The 16561-nt window shown below is 67.0% G+C and carries 14 protein-coding genes; 10 read left to right on the top strand and 4 right to left on the bottom strand.

The features are described 5' to 3' along the window. The first annotated feature begins 98 nt into the window (after positions 1–98). Positions 99–1202 carry a porin gene (locus WT53_RS12505; protein WP_060260081.1) on the top strand — a complete coding sequence of 368 codons (1104 nt, stop codon included), beginning with the start codon at positions 99–101 and terminating at the stop codon, positions 1200–1202. A 24-nt stretch (positions 1203–1226) separates the two neighbouring features. Here the strand turns inward: WT53_RS12505 and WT53_RS12510 are convergent, their stop codons facing one another. Beyond that, positions 1227–2063, bottom strand: coding sequence for a DMT family transporter (locus WT53_RS12510; RefSeq protein WP_060260086.1), 837 nt, complete (start codon positions 2061–2063; stop codon positions 1227–1229). Between the two features lie 128 nt (positions 2064–2191). On the opposite strand from WT53_RS12510, the gene selD reads away from it, so the two are divergent. From selD to WT53_RS12525, 3 genes are all read left to right on the top strand, one after another. Then, positions 2192–3256 carry a selenide, water dikinase SelD gene (gene selD, locus WT53_RS12515; protein ID WP_082725020.1) on the top strand — a complete coding sequence of 355 codons (1065 nt, stop codon included), beginning with the start codon at positions 2192–2194 and terminating at the stop codon, positions 3254–3256. An 86-nt stretch (positions 3257–3342) separates the two neighbouring features. Further along, positions 3343–3936, top strand: a complete 594-nt coding sequence (locus tag WT53_RS12520; RefSeq protein WP_060260090.1) for a LysE family translocator — start codon at positions 3343–3345, stop codon at positions 3934–3936. 231 nt (positions 3937–4167) lie between these two features. Further along, positions 4168–5247 carry a purine nucleoside permease gene (locus WT53_RS12525; RefSeq protein ID WP_034206048.1) on the top strand — a complete coding sequence of 360 codons (1080 nt, stop codon included), beginning with the start codon at positions 4168–4170 and terminating at the stop codon, positions 5245–5247. A gap of 213 nt (positions 5248–5460) precedes the next feature. Here WT53_RS12525 and WT53_RS12530 read toward each other — a convergent pair whose 3' ends face one another. Continuing rightward, on the bottom strand, positions 5461–5754 hold the full coding sequence (locus WT53_RS12530) for a DUF4148 domain-containing protein (RefSeq protein ID WP_034206049.1): 294 nt from the start codon (positions 5752–5754) through the stop codon (positions 5461–5463). A 416-nt stretch (positions 5755–6170) separates the two neighbouring features. Continuing rightward, positions 6171–7175, bottom strand: coding sequence for a putative multidrug efflux transcriptional regulator CeoR (gene ceoR / locus WT53_RS12535; RefSeq protein ID WP_034206050.1), 1005 nt, complete (start codon positions 7173–7175; stop codon positions 6171–6173). Between the two features lie 173 nt (positions 7176–7348). Here ceoR and WT53_RS12540 point away from each other — a divergent pair, with 173 nt between their 5' ends. The 5 genes from WT53_RS12540 (at position 7349) to WT53_RS12560 (ending at position 14912) form a co-directional block, all read left to right on the top strand. Then, positions 7349–8209 carry an alpha/beta hydrolase gene (locus WT53_RS12540; protein ID WP_034206051.1) on the top strand — a complete coding sequence of 287 codons (861 nt, stop codon included), beginning with the start codon at positions 7349–7351 and terminating at the stop codon, positions 8207–8209. A 31-nt stretch (positions 8210–8240) separates the two neighbouring features. Further along, entirely contained in the window at positions 8241–9458 is a 1218-nt protein-coding gene (gene ceoA / locus WT53_RS12545) for a multidrug efflux RND transporter periplasmic adaptor subunit CeoA (protein WP_034206052.1), read from the top strand. Between the two features lie 46 nt (positions 9459–9504). Continuing rightward, the gene (gene ceoB / locus WT53_RS12550) at positions 9505–12690 is read left to right on the top strand and encodes a multidrug efflux RND transporter permease subunit CeoB (RefSeq protein ID WP_034206053.1); all 3186 of its coding nucleotides are present in this window, start codon (positions 9505–9507) and stop codon (positions 12688–12690) included. 10 nt (positions 12691–12700) lie between these two features. Further along, positions 12701–14236, top strand: coding sequence for a multidrug efflux transporter outer membrane subunit OpcM (opcM, locus tag WT53_RS12555; protein WP_034206312.1), 1536 nt, complete (start codon positions 12701–12703; stop codon positions 14234–14236). Between the two features lie 262 nt (positions 14237–14498). After that, entirely contained in the window at positions 14499–14912 is a 414-nt protein-coding gene (locus WT53_RS12560) for a hypothetical protein (RefSeq protein ID WP_060260093.1), read from the top strand. Positions 14913–15185: 273 nt separating this feature from the next. On the opposite strand, the gene WT53_RS12565 is transcribed toward WT53_RS12560, so the two are convergent. Next, positions 15186–15797 (bottom strand): TetR/AcrR family transcriptional regulator, encoded by a 612-nt coding sequence (locus tag WT53_RS12565; RefSeq protein WP_059780044.1) that lies wholly within the window; start codon positions 15795–15797, stop codon positions 15186–15188. Positions 15798–15924: 127 nt separating this feature from the next. Between WT53_RS12565 and WT53_RS12570 the strand changes: the two genes are divergently transcribed. Further along, positions 15925–16353 (top strand): hypothetical protein, encoded by a 429-nt coding sequence (locus WT53_RS12570; RefSeq protein WP_060260097.1) that lies wholly within the window; start codon positions 15925–15927, stop codon positions 16351–16353. Positions 16354–16561: the final 208 nt, after the last annotated feature.

Consider the following 16561-nt stretch of genomic DNA (forward strand, 5'->3'; position numbering starts at 1 on the left):
CCGAATTCGAAAATAAATAAGACGATGTTTTATTCAATAAAACAAGTCGCGAGCGTGATAAAGCACGCTCGATTATTCAATCGATAAAGGGGTCGGAGATGAAACGGAAAGAGATGGCGATTGCGTTGGCGGGCGTTGCAATGGCGGCGGATGCCACGCTCGCGCATGCGCAGTCGAGCGTGACGCTGTACGGCGTCGTCGATGCGGGAATCACGTACACGAGCAACCAGAACGGGCATGCGGCATGGCAGGCGACCGGCGGCAACGAACAGGGCACGCGCTGGGGGCTGCTGGGCAAGGAGGAACTCGGCGGCGGCACGCGCGCAGTATTCCGGCTGGAAAACGGCTTCAACATCGAGACCGGCACCGCGAGCCAGGGCGGCCGTCTGTTCGGGCGCCGCGCGTACGTGGGGCTGGAAAACGACCACTGGGGCACGTTGACGATGGGCCGCCAGTACAACGCGGCACAGGAAGTCCTGGAGCCGCTGCAGATCGGCGCGACCACCGCGCTGACGCAGTATGCGCTGCATCCGTTCGACACCGACGACCTGAACAACACGTTCCGCACCAACAACTCTGTCCAGTACCAGACGCCCGTGTGGTACGGCCTGCGCGCGGTCGGCCTGTACGGCTTCTCGAATTCGACGTCGTTCGCGCAAAACCGCGTGTGGAGCCTGGGCGCGAGCTACGAGAACGGGCCGCTGCAACTGGGTGCCGCCTATGTACGGGTCGACCGTCCGGCGCTCGACACGACCGGTGCGGCGGCGTCGGACAATTACTACACGTTCATCAAGGGCGTGACGCGCCAGCAGATCTGGGGCGCGGGCGGCGCGTATGCGTGGGGTGCCGCGACGTTCGGGCTGCTGTACACGAGTTCGCTGTTCAACCTGCAGACGGGCGGCGCGATGCGCTTCAACAACTACGAGGGCAGCGTGCGCTACCTGATGACGCCGGCGCTGCAGTTCGCACTCGGCGAAACCTACACGCAGGTACTCGCGTCGCAGGGGCCGAAGCCGAGCTCGCACTACCTGCAGACGAGCGCCGGTGCGCAGTATTTCCTGTCGAAGCGCACCGATATCTACGTGAATGCGTTCTACCAGCGGGCGTCGTCGAACGCGGTGGCCGCGATCGAAGGGATCTCGAATCCGTCGAGCACGCGCACGCAGATCGTTGCGGTAACGGGCATCCGCCACAAGTTCTGACGCGCCGGCCCGTGGGCGTGCCGCTCACAGCCGGATCAACGCCGCGCCCGCCACGACCAGCGCACACGCGGCGAGCCGCTGTGCGCCGGGGCGCTCGCGCATCACCAACCAGCCGATCGCGACCGCGAAGATCGAGCTCGTTTCGCGCAGCGCCGACACGGTCGCGACCGGCAGGTGCCGGTACGCGAGGATCACGATCCCGTACGCGGCGAGCGAGATCGTGCCGGCGATCGCGCCCTGCGCGACGGCGGTGCGCGAGCCGAGCACCGCGCGCGGGCCGCCGCGCCATGCGCAGACGAGCACGAGCTGCGGCACGCTCCACATCAGGTACACCCATGCGATGTAGCCGAGCGCGCTGCCGGATACGCGCGAGCCGATACCGTCGCAGAGCGAATACGCGGCGATGAACACGCCCGTGAGCAGCGCGTACGGCACGCCTTCCCCGGAGAACCTGAAGCCGCGCCGCAGCGCGAGCGACATGATCCCGAACGATACGAGCGCGATGCCCGCGAAGCCGAGCGGCGTCGGTCGTTCGTGCAGCACGGCGAACGCGAGCACCGACACCAGCAGCGGCGACATCCCGCGCGCGATCGGATAGATATGCCCGAACTCGCCGCTGCGGTATGCGCGCGCGAGCGTGAAGCAGTACGCGACCTCGAGCATCGCGGACGCGGCGACGTACGGCCATGCGGCGGGCGCCGGCGCGGGCAGCAGCACGGCGCCGGCGACGCCGAACGCGAGATACGGCAGCGACATCGTGCCGAGTTGCGCCAGCCGATCTTCGCTGACGTGGAGGAACGCGTTCCAGATCGCGTGCAGGAGAGCCGAGCACAGCACGAGGGCAACGAAGACGTGATCCATCGATCAATGAGGAAGCGAGCAAGGGCGGGAGCCGGCAAGGGCCGTCCATTATGTGGGTATCGGGCGCGCTCGCGCGGAATTGTCGATAATGGAGCGTTGTTATTCACCGTATTCACCGGATGCCGACGATGACCGAAGCCACTCAAGCCCAGCCTGCCGTTCCGCGCCTCACGAGCCTGTCGCACGGGGGCGGCTGCGGCTGCAAGATCGCGCCGGGCGTGCTGTCCGAGCTGCTCAAGCGCGCGACGCCGCCCGCGCTGTTCCCTGACCTGCTGGTCGGCACCGAAACCTCCGACGACGCGGCCGTCTACCGGCTCAACGACGAGCAGGCGATCGTCGCGACCACCGATTTCTTCATGCCGATCGTCGACGATCCGTTCGACTTCGGCCGCATCGCGGCGACCAATGCGCTGTCCGACGTCTACGCGATGGGCGGCAAGCCGATCCTCGCCCTGGCGCTGGTCGGCATGCCGATCAACGTGCTGCCGCACGAGACGATCGCCGCCGTGCTGCGCGGCGGCGAATCGGTGTGCGCGGATGCCGGCATTCCGGTCGCGGGCGGCCATTCGATCGATTCGGTCGAGCCGATCTACGGGCTCGCGGCGATCGGCGTCGTGCATCCGTCGCGCGTGAAGCGCAACGCGGCCGCGTGCGCGGGCGACGTGCTCGTGCTCGGCAAGCCGCTCGGCGTCGGCGTGCTGTCGGCCGCGTTGAAGAAGAACCAGCTCGATGCCGACGGTTACGCGCAAATGGTCGCGACCACCACCAAGCTGAACCGGCCGGGCGCCGAGCTTGCCGCGCTGCCGGGCGTGCATGCGCTGACCGACGTCACGGGCTTCGGGCTGCTCGGCCATACGCTCGAACTGGCGCGCGGCGCGCAGCTCACCGCGCGCGTGCACTATGCATCGCTGCCGTGGCTCGCGGGTGTCGAGACGTTCGTTGCCGACGGGGTGTTTACCGGCGCGTCGGGTCGCAACTGGGCCGCATACGGCGCCGACGTGCGGCTCGCCGACGGGCTGCCGCCCGTCGCGCAGGCGCTGCTGACCGATCCGCAGACGTCGGGCGGGCTGCTGGTCGCATGCGCGCCGGACGCGGTCGACGACGTGCTCGCGTGCTTCCGTGCCGACGGTTTCGACCGCGCGGCGGTGATCGGCGAGATGGTGGACGGGCCTGCACGCGTCGATGTCGCCTGAGTTCGGATTCACACACTGAATCGTTTCGACGTCGCTGGAATCGATGTCCTCCATCGACGGGATTGAATCGATATCCTGGACGACCGATGAGCGACTTCCTGTTCGGGCTGACGATCGCGCTGTCGGTCGGGCCCGTCGCGCTGATGATCGCGAACTACGGCATGCGCGCCGGCACGGCGACCGGCGTGCGCGCGGCGATCGGGGTAGCCGCCGCCGATGGCTGCTATGCGGTCGTGGCCTTCACGATCGGTGCGATGCTCGCGGGCACGCTTGCGTCGCATCTGGCGCTGTTCCGTATGGTCGGTGCGCTCGTGTTGCTCGCGATGGGCGCGCGGATGCTGTGGGAGGCGCTGCGCGCCCGACGCCGCACGCTCGACGGCGACGGAGCGCCGCCGCCGGGCGCTCGCCCGTTCATGTCGATGTTCGTCGTCACGCTCGCGAACCCGCTGACCATCCTGTTGTTCTACGGCTATGCGACGGCTGCCGCCGGTGCGCACCGCCACTGGTTGTTCGGCGCCGCGTGCGTGTTTGCGGGCAGCCTCGCCGGGCAGCTCGTGTTCGCGTTCGGCGGCAGCGCGATCGGACGCTTCGTGAAATCGCCGGGGTGGCTCGCCACGAGCCATGTGGTCGCCGCACTCGTCGTGCTCGGTTACGGCGTGGCTGGGCTGATGTGCGTGTAGCGCGGCGCGAAGCAGCCGACGTCGCACTCGGCGACGAACCCGATAGCATTCCTGATGTTTTTCGACGCGGTGACGAACGCGCGATTTTCCGTCACGCAACACGCATCCGTTCGCACGAAACATCGCCGGCCGTTTCGTAGTCGGGTTCCGCATCGCGTACGCCCGTTCTATACTCGTCGCGCAGTCTCCGACAGCCGTTCTCACCCAACGTCACCGAAACAAGGAACGCCGATGCTGACTCGCTCCATTCTTTCCGCCGCCGCATTCTCGCTTGCCGCCTGCGCGACCGCGCCGTCGATCGCGCAGGACAACCAGGGCAACGATGCCGGCAACGCGGCATTCGCCGAGACCGGCTCGCATGGCCGCCCGGTCAAGGTCATGATCGTCACGATGTTCGGGCCGGAGGGCCAGGCGTGGCTCGACCGGCTCGGCCCGTGGCGCGACATCGCCGTGCCCGGCCTGTCGCCCGACTATCCGGCGGTCCACTGCAACAAGCAGGACGTATGCGTGGTCACGACCGGCATGGGCTATGCGAACGCGTCGGCGACGATCATGGCGCTCACGTTCTCGCAACGCTTCGATCTGCGCCGCACGTATTTCCTGGTCTCGGGCATCGCGGGCGTCGACCCCGCGCAAGGCACGGTCGGATCGGCCGCGTGGTCGAAATACCTGGTCGATTTCAGCCTGCAGTGGGAGCTCGATGCGCGCGAGATCCCGGCCGGCTGGAACACCGGTTATCTCGGCATCAATACGAAGAGCCCGAACGACAAGCCGCCGCTCGACTATCGCACCGAAGTGTTCCAGCTCAACCCGCAACTGACCGACGCCGCCTACGCGCTGTCGCGCAACGTCGTGCTGGCAGACAGCGCGCAGGCGCAGGCCGCGCGTGCGAAGTTCACGTATGCGCCGGCGAACCGGCCGCCGACGGTGATCCAGTGCGACACGTCATCGGGCAACACGTGGTTCTCGGGCACGCTGATCGGCGAGCGCGCACGCCAGTGGACCAAGATCCTGACGGACGGCAAGGGCACCTACTGCATGACCGCGCAGGAAGACAACGCGACGTACGAAGCGCTCAAGCGCGCGGCGAGCGTGAAGCGGGTCGACCTGTCGCGCGTGGCCGTGCTGCGCACCGGGTCCGATTTCGATCGGCCGTACGCGGGGCAGACGAGCGCCGACAACCTGCTGAACTACGCGGACCAGGGCGGTTTCGCCCCGGCGACCGAAAACCTGTACCGCGCGGGCAATCCGCTGGTGCAGGACATCGTCACGCACTGGGGCGAATGGCGCGACGGGGTGCCGCGCCGTTGACGGCCGGACGATGATTCAGCCGGCGGTCAATGCGATTGCGGGGCCGAACGGAACGGCGTCCACACCGGCGTGGTGTCGTCCCAGTGATCGAGCGGCGAAGGAAGTGGGTCGTTCATCATGTACTCCTGCAACTAACTGACTGACTCGACGAGTCGTCGACAACGTCGTTCGAGACGCCGCGCACCGGGCAATCCGCTGCGCGGCGTCTCGCGTTTACCGGCCCGCGCCGGCGAGCTGGTTGCCTTCCGGTGTCGGGCGATACGGGCCTTGCGCGAGTTCGAGCCCTTGCGGATACGACGTCGCCTTGCGCAGGTACGCGAGCGTGCCGTCCTTGCGTGCCTGCTCGACTTCCGCGTTCACTTCGGCGCGCGTACGCGGGCCGTTGTGCTGCGCGGACCACGACGTGTTGCCGGAGTCGCCGGCGTGCGAGGTGTCCGAATCGGCGAAGGCCGGTGCGGACACGGCAAGCGTGAGCGCAAGGGCCGAGAGAAGATGGCGGCGGTTCATGGCGTAACTCCTGGAGATGTCGGAGCGCGCGCCTGAGCGCTGACTCCGGTCCCGCGGGCGGGATCTGTTCGATGCGCAACGAGGTGCGCGACAGGGTTTACTCTAGGTTGCCGTTCCGTCGCGATAAATGCAGCAGACGCGAATTGAATTGTCGTGTCAGTGGAACAATCGCCATCCGCATCGCCGGCAGGGTTATGCGGAAATGGCCGAGAGCCGCGCGGCACGGGCTTCGCAGGGAGGTGCGGCGGCGACGCGCAACGACACGCAACGATGCACGCGGCCGATTGCCGCGCGCCGTGCAAAGGTTTACTGCGGATTCGGGAAGGATCGCGGCGCCGCGCTTGAAAGGCGTGCCCGGGCCGCGCTCGGGCAGGATGACGCGCGGGCGCCGCGGCCCGCGCGTGGAGGTCGGACGATTACGCGACCCACTCGTTGATGACCGGCGTATCGAGCGCCGGCGCGCGCTCGGCTTCCTCGAACGTGCGCTTGCTGCACGTCGCGTCGAGGCTGCCCTTGCCGCTCAGCAGCGGGCACCGGTCGAACACTTCGGCGATCCAGTCAACGAACACGCGCACCTTCGGCGACAGATGACGGCTGTGCGGATACACGACCGAGATCGGCATCGGCAGCGGCTTGACGCCGGGCAGGACTTCCTTGAGGCGGCCTTCGCGCAGGTGCGGCAGCACCATGAACAGCGGCGGCTGGATCAGGCCGAAGCCCTCGACGCCGCACGTCACGTACGCATCGGCATCGTTCACCGACACGATGCCCTCCATCTTCATCTCGACTTCCTTGCCTTCGATCAGGAACGTCCAGTCGATCGTGCGGCCGGTGCGGCTCGAGAAGTAGTTGACGGCCTTGTGCTGGCTCAGGTCGTCGATCGTCTGCGGTTCGCCGTGGCGCTCGAGATAGTCGGGCGAACCGACCGTCACGCATTCGAACAGGCCGACGCGGCGTGCGACGAGCGACGAATCCTGCAGCGCACCGACGCGGATCACGCAGTCGACGCCTTCCTGCAGCAGGTCGACCGGCCGGTCCGACAGGCCGAGTTGCAGGTCGATGTCCGGATAGCGCGTATGAAACTCGCACAGCGACGGAATCACGAGCAGCCGCCCGATCGAGCCCGGCATGTCGATACGCAACTTTCCGTGCGGCTTCCGGTTGTTGGCCTGGAAGCTTGCTTCGGTTTCCTCGACGTCCGCGAGGATCCGCACGCAGCGTTCGTAGTAGGCGGCGCCGTCGGGCGTGAGCGAGAGCCGGCGCGTGGTCCGGTGCATCAGCCGCACGCCGAGGAATGCTTCGAGATTCTGGATGATCGTCGTGACGGACGCCCGCGGCAAGCCGAGCGTTTCTGCTGCCTTGGTGAAGCTGCTTGTATCGACGACGCGAGTAAACACCTGCATGGCCTGAAGCCGGTCCATCACAACCTCCGCAATCTAATGAGCCCGCGAACGACAAGGCTGCGCTACCTCGTGGGTAAACGCAGCCTCGGATTGTTCGGGGGCGTTGAATTGTGTTGCCGGATTATAGGCATTTATCCCAATGTCTGCCGGACCCAGAATTCGTTCCATCTCGAAATGGATGCTGCATCGTCATGGACGCTTCTGAATTCAGCAAATTCCTGAAAGCCGCATTGCCCGCGCAAGCCATGGCGGGCGCGGCGCTGACGGTGGCCGAAGTGGAAATTCCCGGCTACGCACAGGACATCGTGCTGCGCCTCTACCGCCGCCCGGACAAGACCGGGTTGCCAGTAGTGCTTTATTTCCACGGCGGCGGCTTCGTCCGCGGTTCGCTCGAAGATGCGGACTTCGCCGCGCGTTTTTTAGCAGAACGCTTACCAGCTCTCGTAGTGTCGGTCGATTATTCGCTCGCGCCGGCCTTTCCTTTTCCGGCCGCGCCGGAGGATGCGTATCGCGCCGCCGTCTGGGCCGCGACGCGCGCCCGCGCGTTCGGCGGCAACCCGAAGAAGATCGGGGTCGCGGGGCACGACGCGGGCGGCCAGCTCGCGAACTGCCTGGCCTTCATCGCACGCGACCGCGGCGAAGTGTCGATCGTCGCGCAGGCGCTGTTCGGGCCGATGCTCGACCCGAGCATGACGCGCATCGGCGACGCCGAGCGGCTCGCGTCCGACATCACCGCGCGCGAATGCGCGGCCTGCTATCGCGCATACCTGCCGCAGGCGGCGCAACGCATGCACCCGTACGCGGCGCCGATCGAATCGGTGCGCCTCGCGGGGCTGCCGCCGACGCTCGTCGTCACCGCGCAGAACGACGTGCTGCACGTCGAAGCGGAGAAATATGCGGGCTGCCTGATTTCGTCGGGCGTGCTCACGCAGGTGATCCGCTATCCGGACATCACGCACGCCGCGCTCGCCACGCACGAAGCCGCGTTCGAGGAAGCCGTGCGCTTCTTCCAGTGCCGCTTCCAGGCGCGCCAGCCGAACCGTTCCGAATAACCAGACCAATCCACGCTTACCGGAGATCCACATGGCCATCCTACGCACCACCCGTTCCCGAATCGCGACCGCGGCGATCGTCACGCTCGCCGTCGTCGGCCTCGGCACGTTCGGCGCGATGCGCGTCAACGCGAACGCACCCGAAAAAGCGGCGGCGCCGCTGCCCGAAGTCGACGTCGCGACCGTCGTGCCGCAGACCGTGACCGACTGGCAAAGCTACTCGGGCCGTCTCGAAGCGGTCGAGAAAGTCGACGTGCGCCCGCAGGTGTCGGGCACGATCGTCGCGGTGAACTTCAAGGACGGCGCGCTCGTGAAGAAGGGCGACGTACTGTTCGTGATCGACCCGCGCCCGTATCAGGCGGAAGTCGACCGCGCGGCCGCGCAGCTCGCGGCCGCGCAGGCGCGCAACGGCTACGCGCAGACGGACTGGCAGCGCGCGCAGCGGCTGATCGGCGACAACGCGATCGCGAAGCGCGACTACGACGAAAAGCAGAACGCGGCACGCGAGGCGAGCGCGAACCTGAAGGCCGCCGAAGCCGCGCTGGAAACGGCACGCATCAATCTCGGCTATACGCGCATCACCGCGCCGGTATCGGGCCGCGTGTCGCGCGCGGAAATCACGCTCGGCAACGTCGTGTCGGCCGGCGCGTCGGCCGCGCCGCTGACGACGCTGGTGTCGGTGTCGCCGATCTACGCATCGTTCGACGCGGACGAACAGACCTACCTGCAATACATCAACGGCGCGCGCAGCGGCCGCAAGGTGCCGGTCGAGCTCGGCCTCGCGAACGAAACCGGCTACTCGCGCAGCGGCGAGATCGATTCGGTCGACAACCGGCTCGACACGTCGTCCGGCACGATCCGCGTGCGCGCACGCTTCGACAACGCGGACGGCACGCTCGTCCCGGGCCTCTACGCGCGCGTGAAGGTGGGCGGCAGCGCGCCGCACGAAGCGCTGCTCGTCGACGACGCGGCGATCAACACCGACCAGGACAAGAAGTTCGTGTTCGTCGTCGACCAGCAGGGCCGCGTGTCGTATCGCGAAGTGCAGCCGGGGATGCAGCACGGCAACCGGCGCGTGATCGTCAGCGGCCTCGCCGCCGGCGATCGCGTGATCGTGAACGGCACGCAGCGCGTGCGCCCCGGCGAGCAGGTGAAGCCGCACATGGTGCCGATGACGGGCGGCGACGATCCGGCCGCGCCGCTCGCGAGCACCGCGAAGCCGGCCGCACCGGCGAAGGCGGATTCGTAAGCGGCGCGCCCGCTTCGCATCCGCGTTCAACCAGACAGAGCCACACATGAACATTTCCAAATTCTTTATCGACCGGCCGATCTTTGCAGGAGTCCTATCGGTGGTCATCCTGCTGGGCGGGGTGATCGCGATGTTCCTGCTGCCGATTTCGGAATATCCGGAAGTCGTGCCGCCTTCCGTGATCGTGAAGGCGCAGTACCCGGGCGCGAACCCGAAAGTGATCGCCGAGACGGTCGCGTCGCCGCTGGAAGAACAGATCAACGGCGTCGAGGACATGCTCTACATGCAGTCGCAGGCGAACAGCGACGGCAACATGACGATCACCGTCACGTTCAAGCTCGGCACCGATCCGGACAAGGCCACGCAGCTCGTGCAGAACCGCGTGAACCAGGCGCTGCCGCGCCTGCCGGAAGACGTGCAGCGGCTCGGCATCACCACGGTGAAGAGCTCGCCGACGCTGACGATGGTGGTTCACCTGATCTCGCCGGACAACCGCTACGACATGACCTACCTGCGCAACTACGCGCTGATCAACGTGAAGGATCGCCTGTCGCGGATCCAGGGCGTCGGCCAGGTGCAGCTGTGGGGTTCGGGCGACTACGCGATGCGCGTGTGGCTCGATCCGCAGAAGGTCGCGCAGCGCGGGCTGTCGGCCGAGGACGTCGTGCAGGCGATCCGCGAGCAGAACGTGCAGGTCGCGGCCGGCGTGATCGGCGCATCGCCGTCGCTGCCCGGCACGCCGCTGCAGCTGTCGGTGAATGCGCGCGGCCGTCTGCAGACGGAAGAGGAATTCGGCGACATCGTCGTGAAGACGACGCCGGACGGCGGCGTCACGCACCTGCGCGACATCGCGCGCATCGAGCTCGACGCGTCCGAGTACGGGCTGCGCTCGCTGCTCGACAACAAGCCGGCCGTCGCGATGGCGATCAACCAGTCGCCGGGCGCGAACTCGCTGCAGATCTCCGACGAAGTGCGCAAGACGATGGCCGAGCTGAAGCAGGACATGCCGGCGGGCGTCGACTACAAGATCGTCTACGACCCGACGCAGTTCGTGCGTTCGTCGATCAAGGCCGTCGTGCACACGCTGCTCGAGGCGATCGCGCTGGTCGTGATCGTCGTGATCGTGTTCCTGCAGACGTGGCGCGCGTCGATCATTCCGCTGATCGCGGTGCCGGTGTCGATCGTCGGCACGTTCTCGCTGCTGCTGGCGTTCGGCTATTCGATCAACGCGTTGTCGCTGTTCGGGATGGTGCTCGCGATCGGGATCGTGGTCGACGATGCGATCGTCGTCGTCGAGAACGTCGAGCGCAACATCGAAAACGGGATGACCGCGCGGCAGGCGACCTACAAGGCGATGCAGGAAGTGAGCGGGCCGATCATCGCGATCGCGCTGACGCTCGTCGCCGTGTTCGTGCCGCTCGCGTTCATGTCGGGCCTGACCGGCCAGTTCTACAAGCAGTTCGCGATGACGATCGCGATCTCGACGGTGATCTCGGCGTTCAACTCGCTGACGCTGTCGCCGGCGCTGTCCGCGATCCTGCTCAAGGGCCATGGCGACAAGGAAGACTGGCTCACGCGCGTGATGAACCGTGTGCTCGGCGGCTTCTTCCGCCGCTTCAACAAGGTGTTCCATCGCGGCGCGGAGAACTACGGCCGCGGCGTGCGCGGCGTGCTGTCGCGCAAGACGCTGATGCTCGGCGTGTACCTCGTGCTGGTGGGGGCGACGGTGCTGGTGTCGAAGGTCGTGCCGGGCGGCTTCGTGCCCGCGCAGGACAAGGAATACCTGATCGCGTTCGCGCAACTGCCGAACGGTGCGTCGCTCGATCGTACCGAGAAGGTGATCCGCGACATGGGTTCGATCGCGCTGAAGCAGCCGGGCGTCGAGAGCGCGGTCGCGTTCCCGGGGCTGTCGGTGAACGGCTTCACGAACAGCTCGAGCGCGGGCATCGTGTTCGTCACGCTGAAGCCGTTCTCGGAACGGCACGGCAAGGCGCTGTCGGCCGGCGCGATCGCCGGTGCGCTGAACCAGAAATACGGCGCGATCAAGGATTCGTTCGTCGCGGTGTTCCCGCCGCCGCCGGTGCTCGGGCTCGGCACGCTCGGCGGGTTCAAGATGCAGATCGAGGATCGCGGCGCGGTCGGGTACGCGAAGCTGTCGGATGCGACCAACGATTTCATCAAGCGCGCGCAGCAGGCGCCGGAACTCGGTCCGTTGTTTACGAGCTACCAGATCAACGTGCCGCAGCTCAACGTCGATCTCGATCGCGTGAAGGCGAAGCAGCTCGGCGTGCCGGTGACCGACGTGTTCAACACGATGCAGGTGTATCTCGGTTCGCTGTACGTGAACGACTTCAACCGCTTCGGGCGCGTGTACCAGGTGCGCGTGCAGGCCGATGCGCCGTTCCGTCAGCGCGCGGACGACATCCTGCAGCTGAAGACGCGCAACGATAAGGGCGAGATGGTGCCGCTGTCGTCGCTCGTCACGGTGACGCCGACGTTCGGCCCGGAAATGGTCGTGCGCTACAACGGCTACACGGCGGCCGACATCAACGGCGGCCCGGCGCCCGGCTTCTCGTCGGGGCAGGCGCAGGCCGCGGTCGAGCGCATCGCGCACGAAACGCTGCCGCGCGGCGTGCGCTTCGAGTGGACCGACCTCACGTACCAGCAGATCCTCGCAGGCGATTCGGCGATGTACGTGTTCCCGATCAGCGTGCTGCTCGTGTTCCTCGTGCTCGCCGCGCTGTACGAAAGCCTGACGCTGCCGCTCGCGGTGATCCTGATCGTGCCGATGAGCATCCTGTCGGCGCTGACGGGCGTGTGGCTCACGCAGGGCGACAACAACATCTTCACGCAGATCGGCCTGATGGTGCTGGTGGGGCTCTCGGCGAAGAACGCGATCCTGATCGTCGAATTCGCGCGCGAGCTCGAGCACGACGGCAGGACGCCGCTCGAGGCCGCGATCGAGGCGAGCCGGCTGCGGCTGCGCCCGATCCTGATGACGTCGATCGCCTTCATCATGGGCGTGGTGCCGCTCGTCACGTCGACGGGCGCCGGTTCGGAAATGCGCCATGCGATGGGTGTCGCGGTGTTCTTCGGGATGCTCGGCGTGACGCTGTTCGGGCTGATGCTGACGCCGGTGTTCTATGTCGTGCTGCGTACGCTCGCGGGCGGCAAGATCCACGTCGCCGGCAAGGATTCGACGGGGTACGGTGTACCGGCGCCCGATGCTTGAGGACCAGAAAATGAACGACATGCACGATACGAACGGCCTGATGCGCTTCGCGAAGGTGGCGGCCGCGAGCACTCTGCTCGCGACGCTGCTCGCCGCGTGCGCGGTCGGCCCAGACTACAAGCGTCCGGACGCGGCGGCGCCCGCCGCGTTCAAGGAAGCGCCGACCCTCGCCGCCGGCGAGCAGGCCGGCACGTGGAAGACGGCCGAGCCGTCGGACGGCGAACATCGCGGCGAATGGTGGAAGGTGTTCGGCGACCCGGTGCTCGATTCGCTCGAGACGCAGGCGCTCGCCGCGAACCAGAATCTCAAGGCCGCGGCCGCGCGGGTCGAGGAAGCGCGTGCGGCGACGCGTTCGGCGCGCTCGCAATGGTTCCCGCAGATCGGCGCCGGGTTCGGGCCGACGCGCGAGGGGCTGTCGTCGGCATCGCAGTTCCAGCCGCAGGGCACGGGCCCGACCAACGCGACGCTGTGGCGCGCGCAGGGCACGGTGTCGTATGAAGCCGACCTGTTCGGCCGCGTCGGCCGCAACGTCGAGGCGTCGCGTGCCGACCAGGCGCAGAGCGAGGCGCTGTTCCGCTCGGTACAGCTCGCGCTGCAGGCCGATGTCGCGCAGAACTACTTCGAGCTGCGTCAGCTCGACTCGGACCAGGATCTGTACCGCCGCACCGTCGAGTTGCGCGAACAGGCATTGAAGCTCGTGCAGCGCCGCTTCAACGAAGGCGACATCAGCGAGCTCGACGTGTCGCGCGCGAAGAACGAACTGGCCAGCGCGCAGGCCGATGCGGTCGGCGTCGCGCGCCGGCGCGCGGCGTCCGAGCATGCGCTCGCGATCCTGCTCGGCAAGGCGCCCGCGGATTTCGCGTTCAAGGAAACGCCGATCGTGCCGGTCGCGGTGAAGATTCCGCCGGGCCTGCCGTCCGCGCTGCTGGAACGCCGCCCGGACGTGGCGGCGGCCGAGCGCGCGATGGCGGCCGCGAACGCACGGATCGGGCTCGCGAAGTCTGCGTACTTCCCGAAGCTCGATATCACCGGGTCGTTCGGCTATGAGGCGTCGACGCTCGGCAACCTGTTCCTGTGGTCGAGCCGCACGTTCCTGCTCGGGCCGTTCGCCGGCACCGCGCTGACGTTGCCGCTGTTCGACGGCGGGCGGCGGGCGGCCGGCGTGCAGCAGGCGCGCGCGCAGTACGACGAACAGGTCGCGAACTACCGGCAGCAGGTGCTCGTCGCGTTCCGCGAGGTCGAGGACAATCTCGCCGATCTGCGCCTGCTCGACGACCAGATCCGCGCGCAGGATGCGGCCGTCAACGCGTCGCGCCGGGCGGCGAAGCTGTCGCGGACGCAGTATCAGGAGGGCGAAGTCGCGTATCTCGACGTGATCGACAGCGAGCGGTCGGTGTTGCAGTCGCAGTTGCAGGCGAATCAGCTTACCGGTGCGCAGGCCGTGTCGACCGTCAACCTCATCCGCGCGCTCGGCGGCGGGTGGGGCGCGGCGCCGACGGCGGTCGGCGGCGCGGCGACCGGTAAGGAGGATATGGCTGCGCGGTGAGCGCGAGCGGCGGGCGATTCGTCGCTCGCCGGCCGAGAAGCGAAAAACCCCGGCATGCAGGCTCAGGTCTGCGTGTCGGGTTTTTTTACGAGTCTAATCGTGGAGTAGTATTTCCCCATGCCGGGATCATGCCCGGCCGTCACGGCGCACAGCCGCCCCCTCTGTGACGACGACGGCAAGCTCGTTGAAGCGCGTTCGGAAGCCGCTTCAACGACACGTGCGGCGGCGCCGACCGCGGCGACGGCATCGATGGGAACGCATCATGTCAACCGACTGGAAGCACCGCGTCAGACTGTTTGTCCAGCGTTTCTGGCAGCCGACCAGTGCGTGCATGACCTGCATGCCGGGGAGCTGGGGAAATGTCACGAGCCTTCCCCACTGGACCATCGCATTTCATACGGGGCTGCTGACCGGACTCCTGGCTGTGCTTCTGACTTTCACGCCGGTGGGGAAGCTCTATGCGCATCGATACGGCAACGCGCTGGTCGTTGGCGTCCTGACGACGTTGGGCGACGCGTACTCGCACACGAGTCGTTACCGTATCCCCTATGTCGAGCACATCGTGACGGGGGCAATTTCAGGTCTCCTGGCCCTTGCGGCCTCCTATCTCTTCGAGGATCGCGCGCGACGCGTTCGGGCGGTATGGGCGCGCGTGTCCGGACAGCTTATCCGCTGACTTTTCGAGCAACGTATCGATAAGTGACCGTTCCGGGCCGGAAGGCGGCGTCCACGGAAATCCACGAAGAACCTTACCTTTTTTATTGCACCGCGTTTGGCAACCAGCGGTCAGTTCCGCCCAGCGCCTTCATCCGACGCTGACGATCAACTCGCTCGCGGTATTGCGCCATTTCGTGAAGCGCCACGACGGGATTACGTTGATCGGCGACCGGGAAACGGCCGCGCGCGGCGAAGCGCACGCGTTGAAGGGCGCAGTCGGCAGCGGCGATGCTCAGGCGTCGGCGCGCGATGACCGTGGTTCGGGTTGCACGTCGGTACGCTCGGCGATCACGACCGCGTAACGGCCGACCGCATCGGCGATGCGCTGCGCGAGTTCGGGATCGCGCACCGCGCGCGCGAGCGTGACGCCACCGGACAGCAGCGCGAGAAACGCGATCGCGCGGTCGTCGTCGGGCGTGTCGCCGAGCCCGGACGACACTTCGTCGACGATTTGCCGCAGCGCGTGTTCATACGCGTCGCGCGTGTCGTCGTCGGCGCGCATCACTTCGGGAGACAGGCTCGGCAGCGCACAGCTTTCGCCGAGTGCGCAGGTGCGTCGCGGCCCCAGGTAGAACGCTACGAACGGGCGCCGCCAACGGGCGCCATGCTCGGCCTTGAAGGTTGCGACACCTTGCCGGAGCTGGTCGAGGCCGTCGAGCACGATCTGGCGGAAGGCTTCACCCTTGGACTTGAAATGCCCGTAGAACGCGCCGTTGGTGACGCCGGCCGCCTTCGTCAACGGACCGATGCCGGAGCCGCCATACCCTTCCTGGCGGAACAGGCGACTCGCGGCTTCGAGGATGCGGGTGCGGGTTTCGTGCTTATGCTCGGCGGAATAACGCATGACGGGCTCGCTTCAGAGCGATCGCTCTTTATTGCTTGCATAGAGAGCGATCAGTGTCTAATGTATAGAGAGTGACTGATATTTATATCACGTCACGATCCTGATGACCTGACCTGGAGAAACTGCGATGCCGATTACGCTGACCGTATCAGAAGGGGTTTTCACGCAAGAAGACGAAGGACTGGTGTTTGCCGAGTTGACCGATGCGCTGCTGGACGTCGAGGGGTTGACCGGGAACGCGTTCCTGGCGCCGAACGTGATCGGCACGCTGAACGTGCTGCCGCGCGAGCGCATCTTCGTGCAGGGGCGCGCGCAGCCCGCTGCGTTCGTCGAATTGAAGCTGCCTGCGGTGGCGCTCGCGGCGCCCGACAAGCAGCGACTGTTCGTCGAACGGGCGACCGGGATCGTGCTGCACCGCGCTCGCGGGCGGCTGACGCCGGCGCAGGTGTGGGTGAATGTCGTGCACGCAGTCGACGGTGGATGGGGAATAGCCGGACGGCGCTATGACAACGCGTCGCTCGTCGACTCGATTCAGGGGGCGGCGGCGGCACACTAAGCGCGACTGGCGGCCAAGCCGTTCGACGTTGGCCGATGGTGTGGCGGCGGTCGCCGCCACACCGGTCGATTGTCGTCGTATTCAGTCCGTCGCCTGCGTCGTGCCGTCACGTTCGTCTGCCGCGCGGGCGCGCCCCGTGTGCCGCTGACGGGCCGCCTGCCGCGATGCGATTTCCCGGCCGGCCGTCGTGCCGGGGTGCCGCTCCCTG

The organism is Burkholderia sp. MSMB2157WGS (genome assembly GCF_001532755.1).
In the GTDB taxonomy this organism is placed as follows: Bacteria; Pseudomonadota; Gammaproteobacteria; order Burkholderiales; family Burkholderiaceae; genus Burkholderia.

Coding starts and splice junctions, on each gene's coding strand:
- WT53_RS12565 (WP_059780044.1), bottom strand. CDS start 15,797: ATGCGTTATTCCGCCGAGCATAAGCACGAAACCCGCACCCGCATCCTC.
- WT53_RS12525 (WP_034206048.1), top strand. CDS start 4,168: ATGCTGACTCGCTCCATTCTTTCCGCCGCCGCATTCTCGCTTGCCGCC.
- WT53_RS12560 (WP_060260093.1), top strand. CDS start 14,499: ATGTCAACCGACTGGAAGCACCGCGTCAGACTGTTTGTCCAGCGTTTC.
- opcM (WP_034206312.1), top strand. CDS start 12,701: ATGAACGACATGCACGATACGAACGGCCTGATGCGCTTCGCGAAGGTG.
- WT53_RS12570 (WP_060260097.1), top strand. CDS start 15,925: ATGCCGATTACGCTGACCGTATCAGAAGGGGTTTTCACGCAAGAAGAC.
- WT53_RS12505 (WP_060260081.1), top strand. CDS start 99: ATGAAACGGAAAGAGATGGCGATTGCGTTGGCGGGCGTTGCAATGGCG.
- selD (WP_082725020.1), top strand. CDS start 2,192: ATGACCGAAGCCACTCAAGCCCAGCCTGCCGTTCCGCGCCTCACGAGC.
- WT53_RS12510 (WP_060260086.1), bottom strand. CDS start 2,063: ATGGATCACGTCTTCGTTGCCCTCGTGCTGTGCTCGGCTCTCCTGCAC.
- ceoA (WP_034206052.1), top strand. CDS start 8,241: ATGGCCATCCTACGCACCACCCGTTCCCGAATCGCGACCGCGGCGATC.
- ceoB (WP_034206053.1), top strand. CDS start 9,505: ATGAACATTTCCAAATTCTTTATCGACCGGCCGATCTTTGCAGGAGTC.
- WT53_RS12540 (WP_034206051.1), top strand. CDS start 7,349: ATGGACGCTTCTGAATTCAGCAAATTCCTGAAAGCCGCATTGCCCGCG.
- ceoR (WP_034206050.1), bottom strand. CDS start 7,175: ATGGACCGGCTTCAGGCCATGCAGGTGTTTACTCGCGTCGTCGATACA.
- WT53_RS12530 (WP_034206049.1), bottom strand. CDS start 5,754: ATGAACCGCCGCCATCTTCTCTCGGCCCTTGCGCTCACGCTTGCCGTG.
- WT53_RS12520 (WP_060260090.1), top strand. CDS start 3,343: ATGAGCGACTTCCTGTTCGGGCTGACGATCGCGCTGTCGGTCGGGCCC.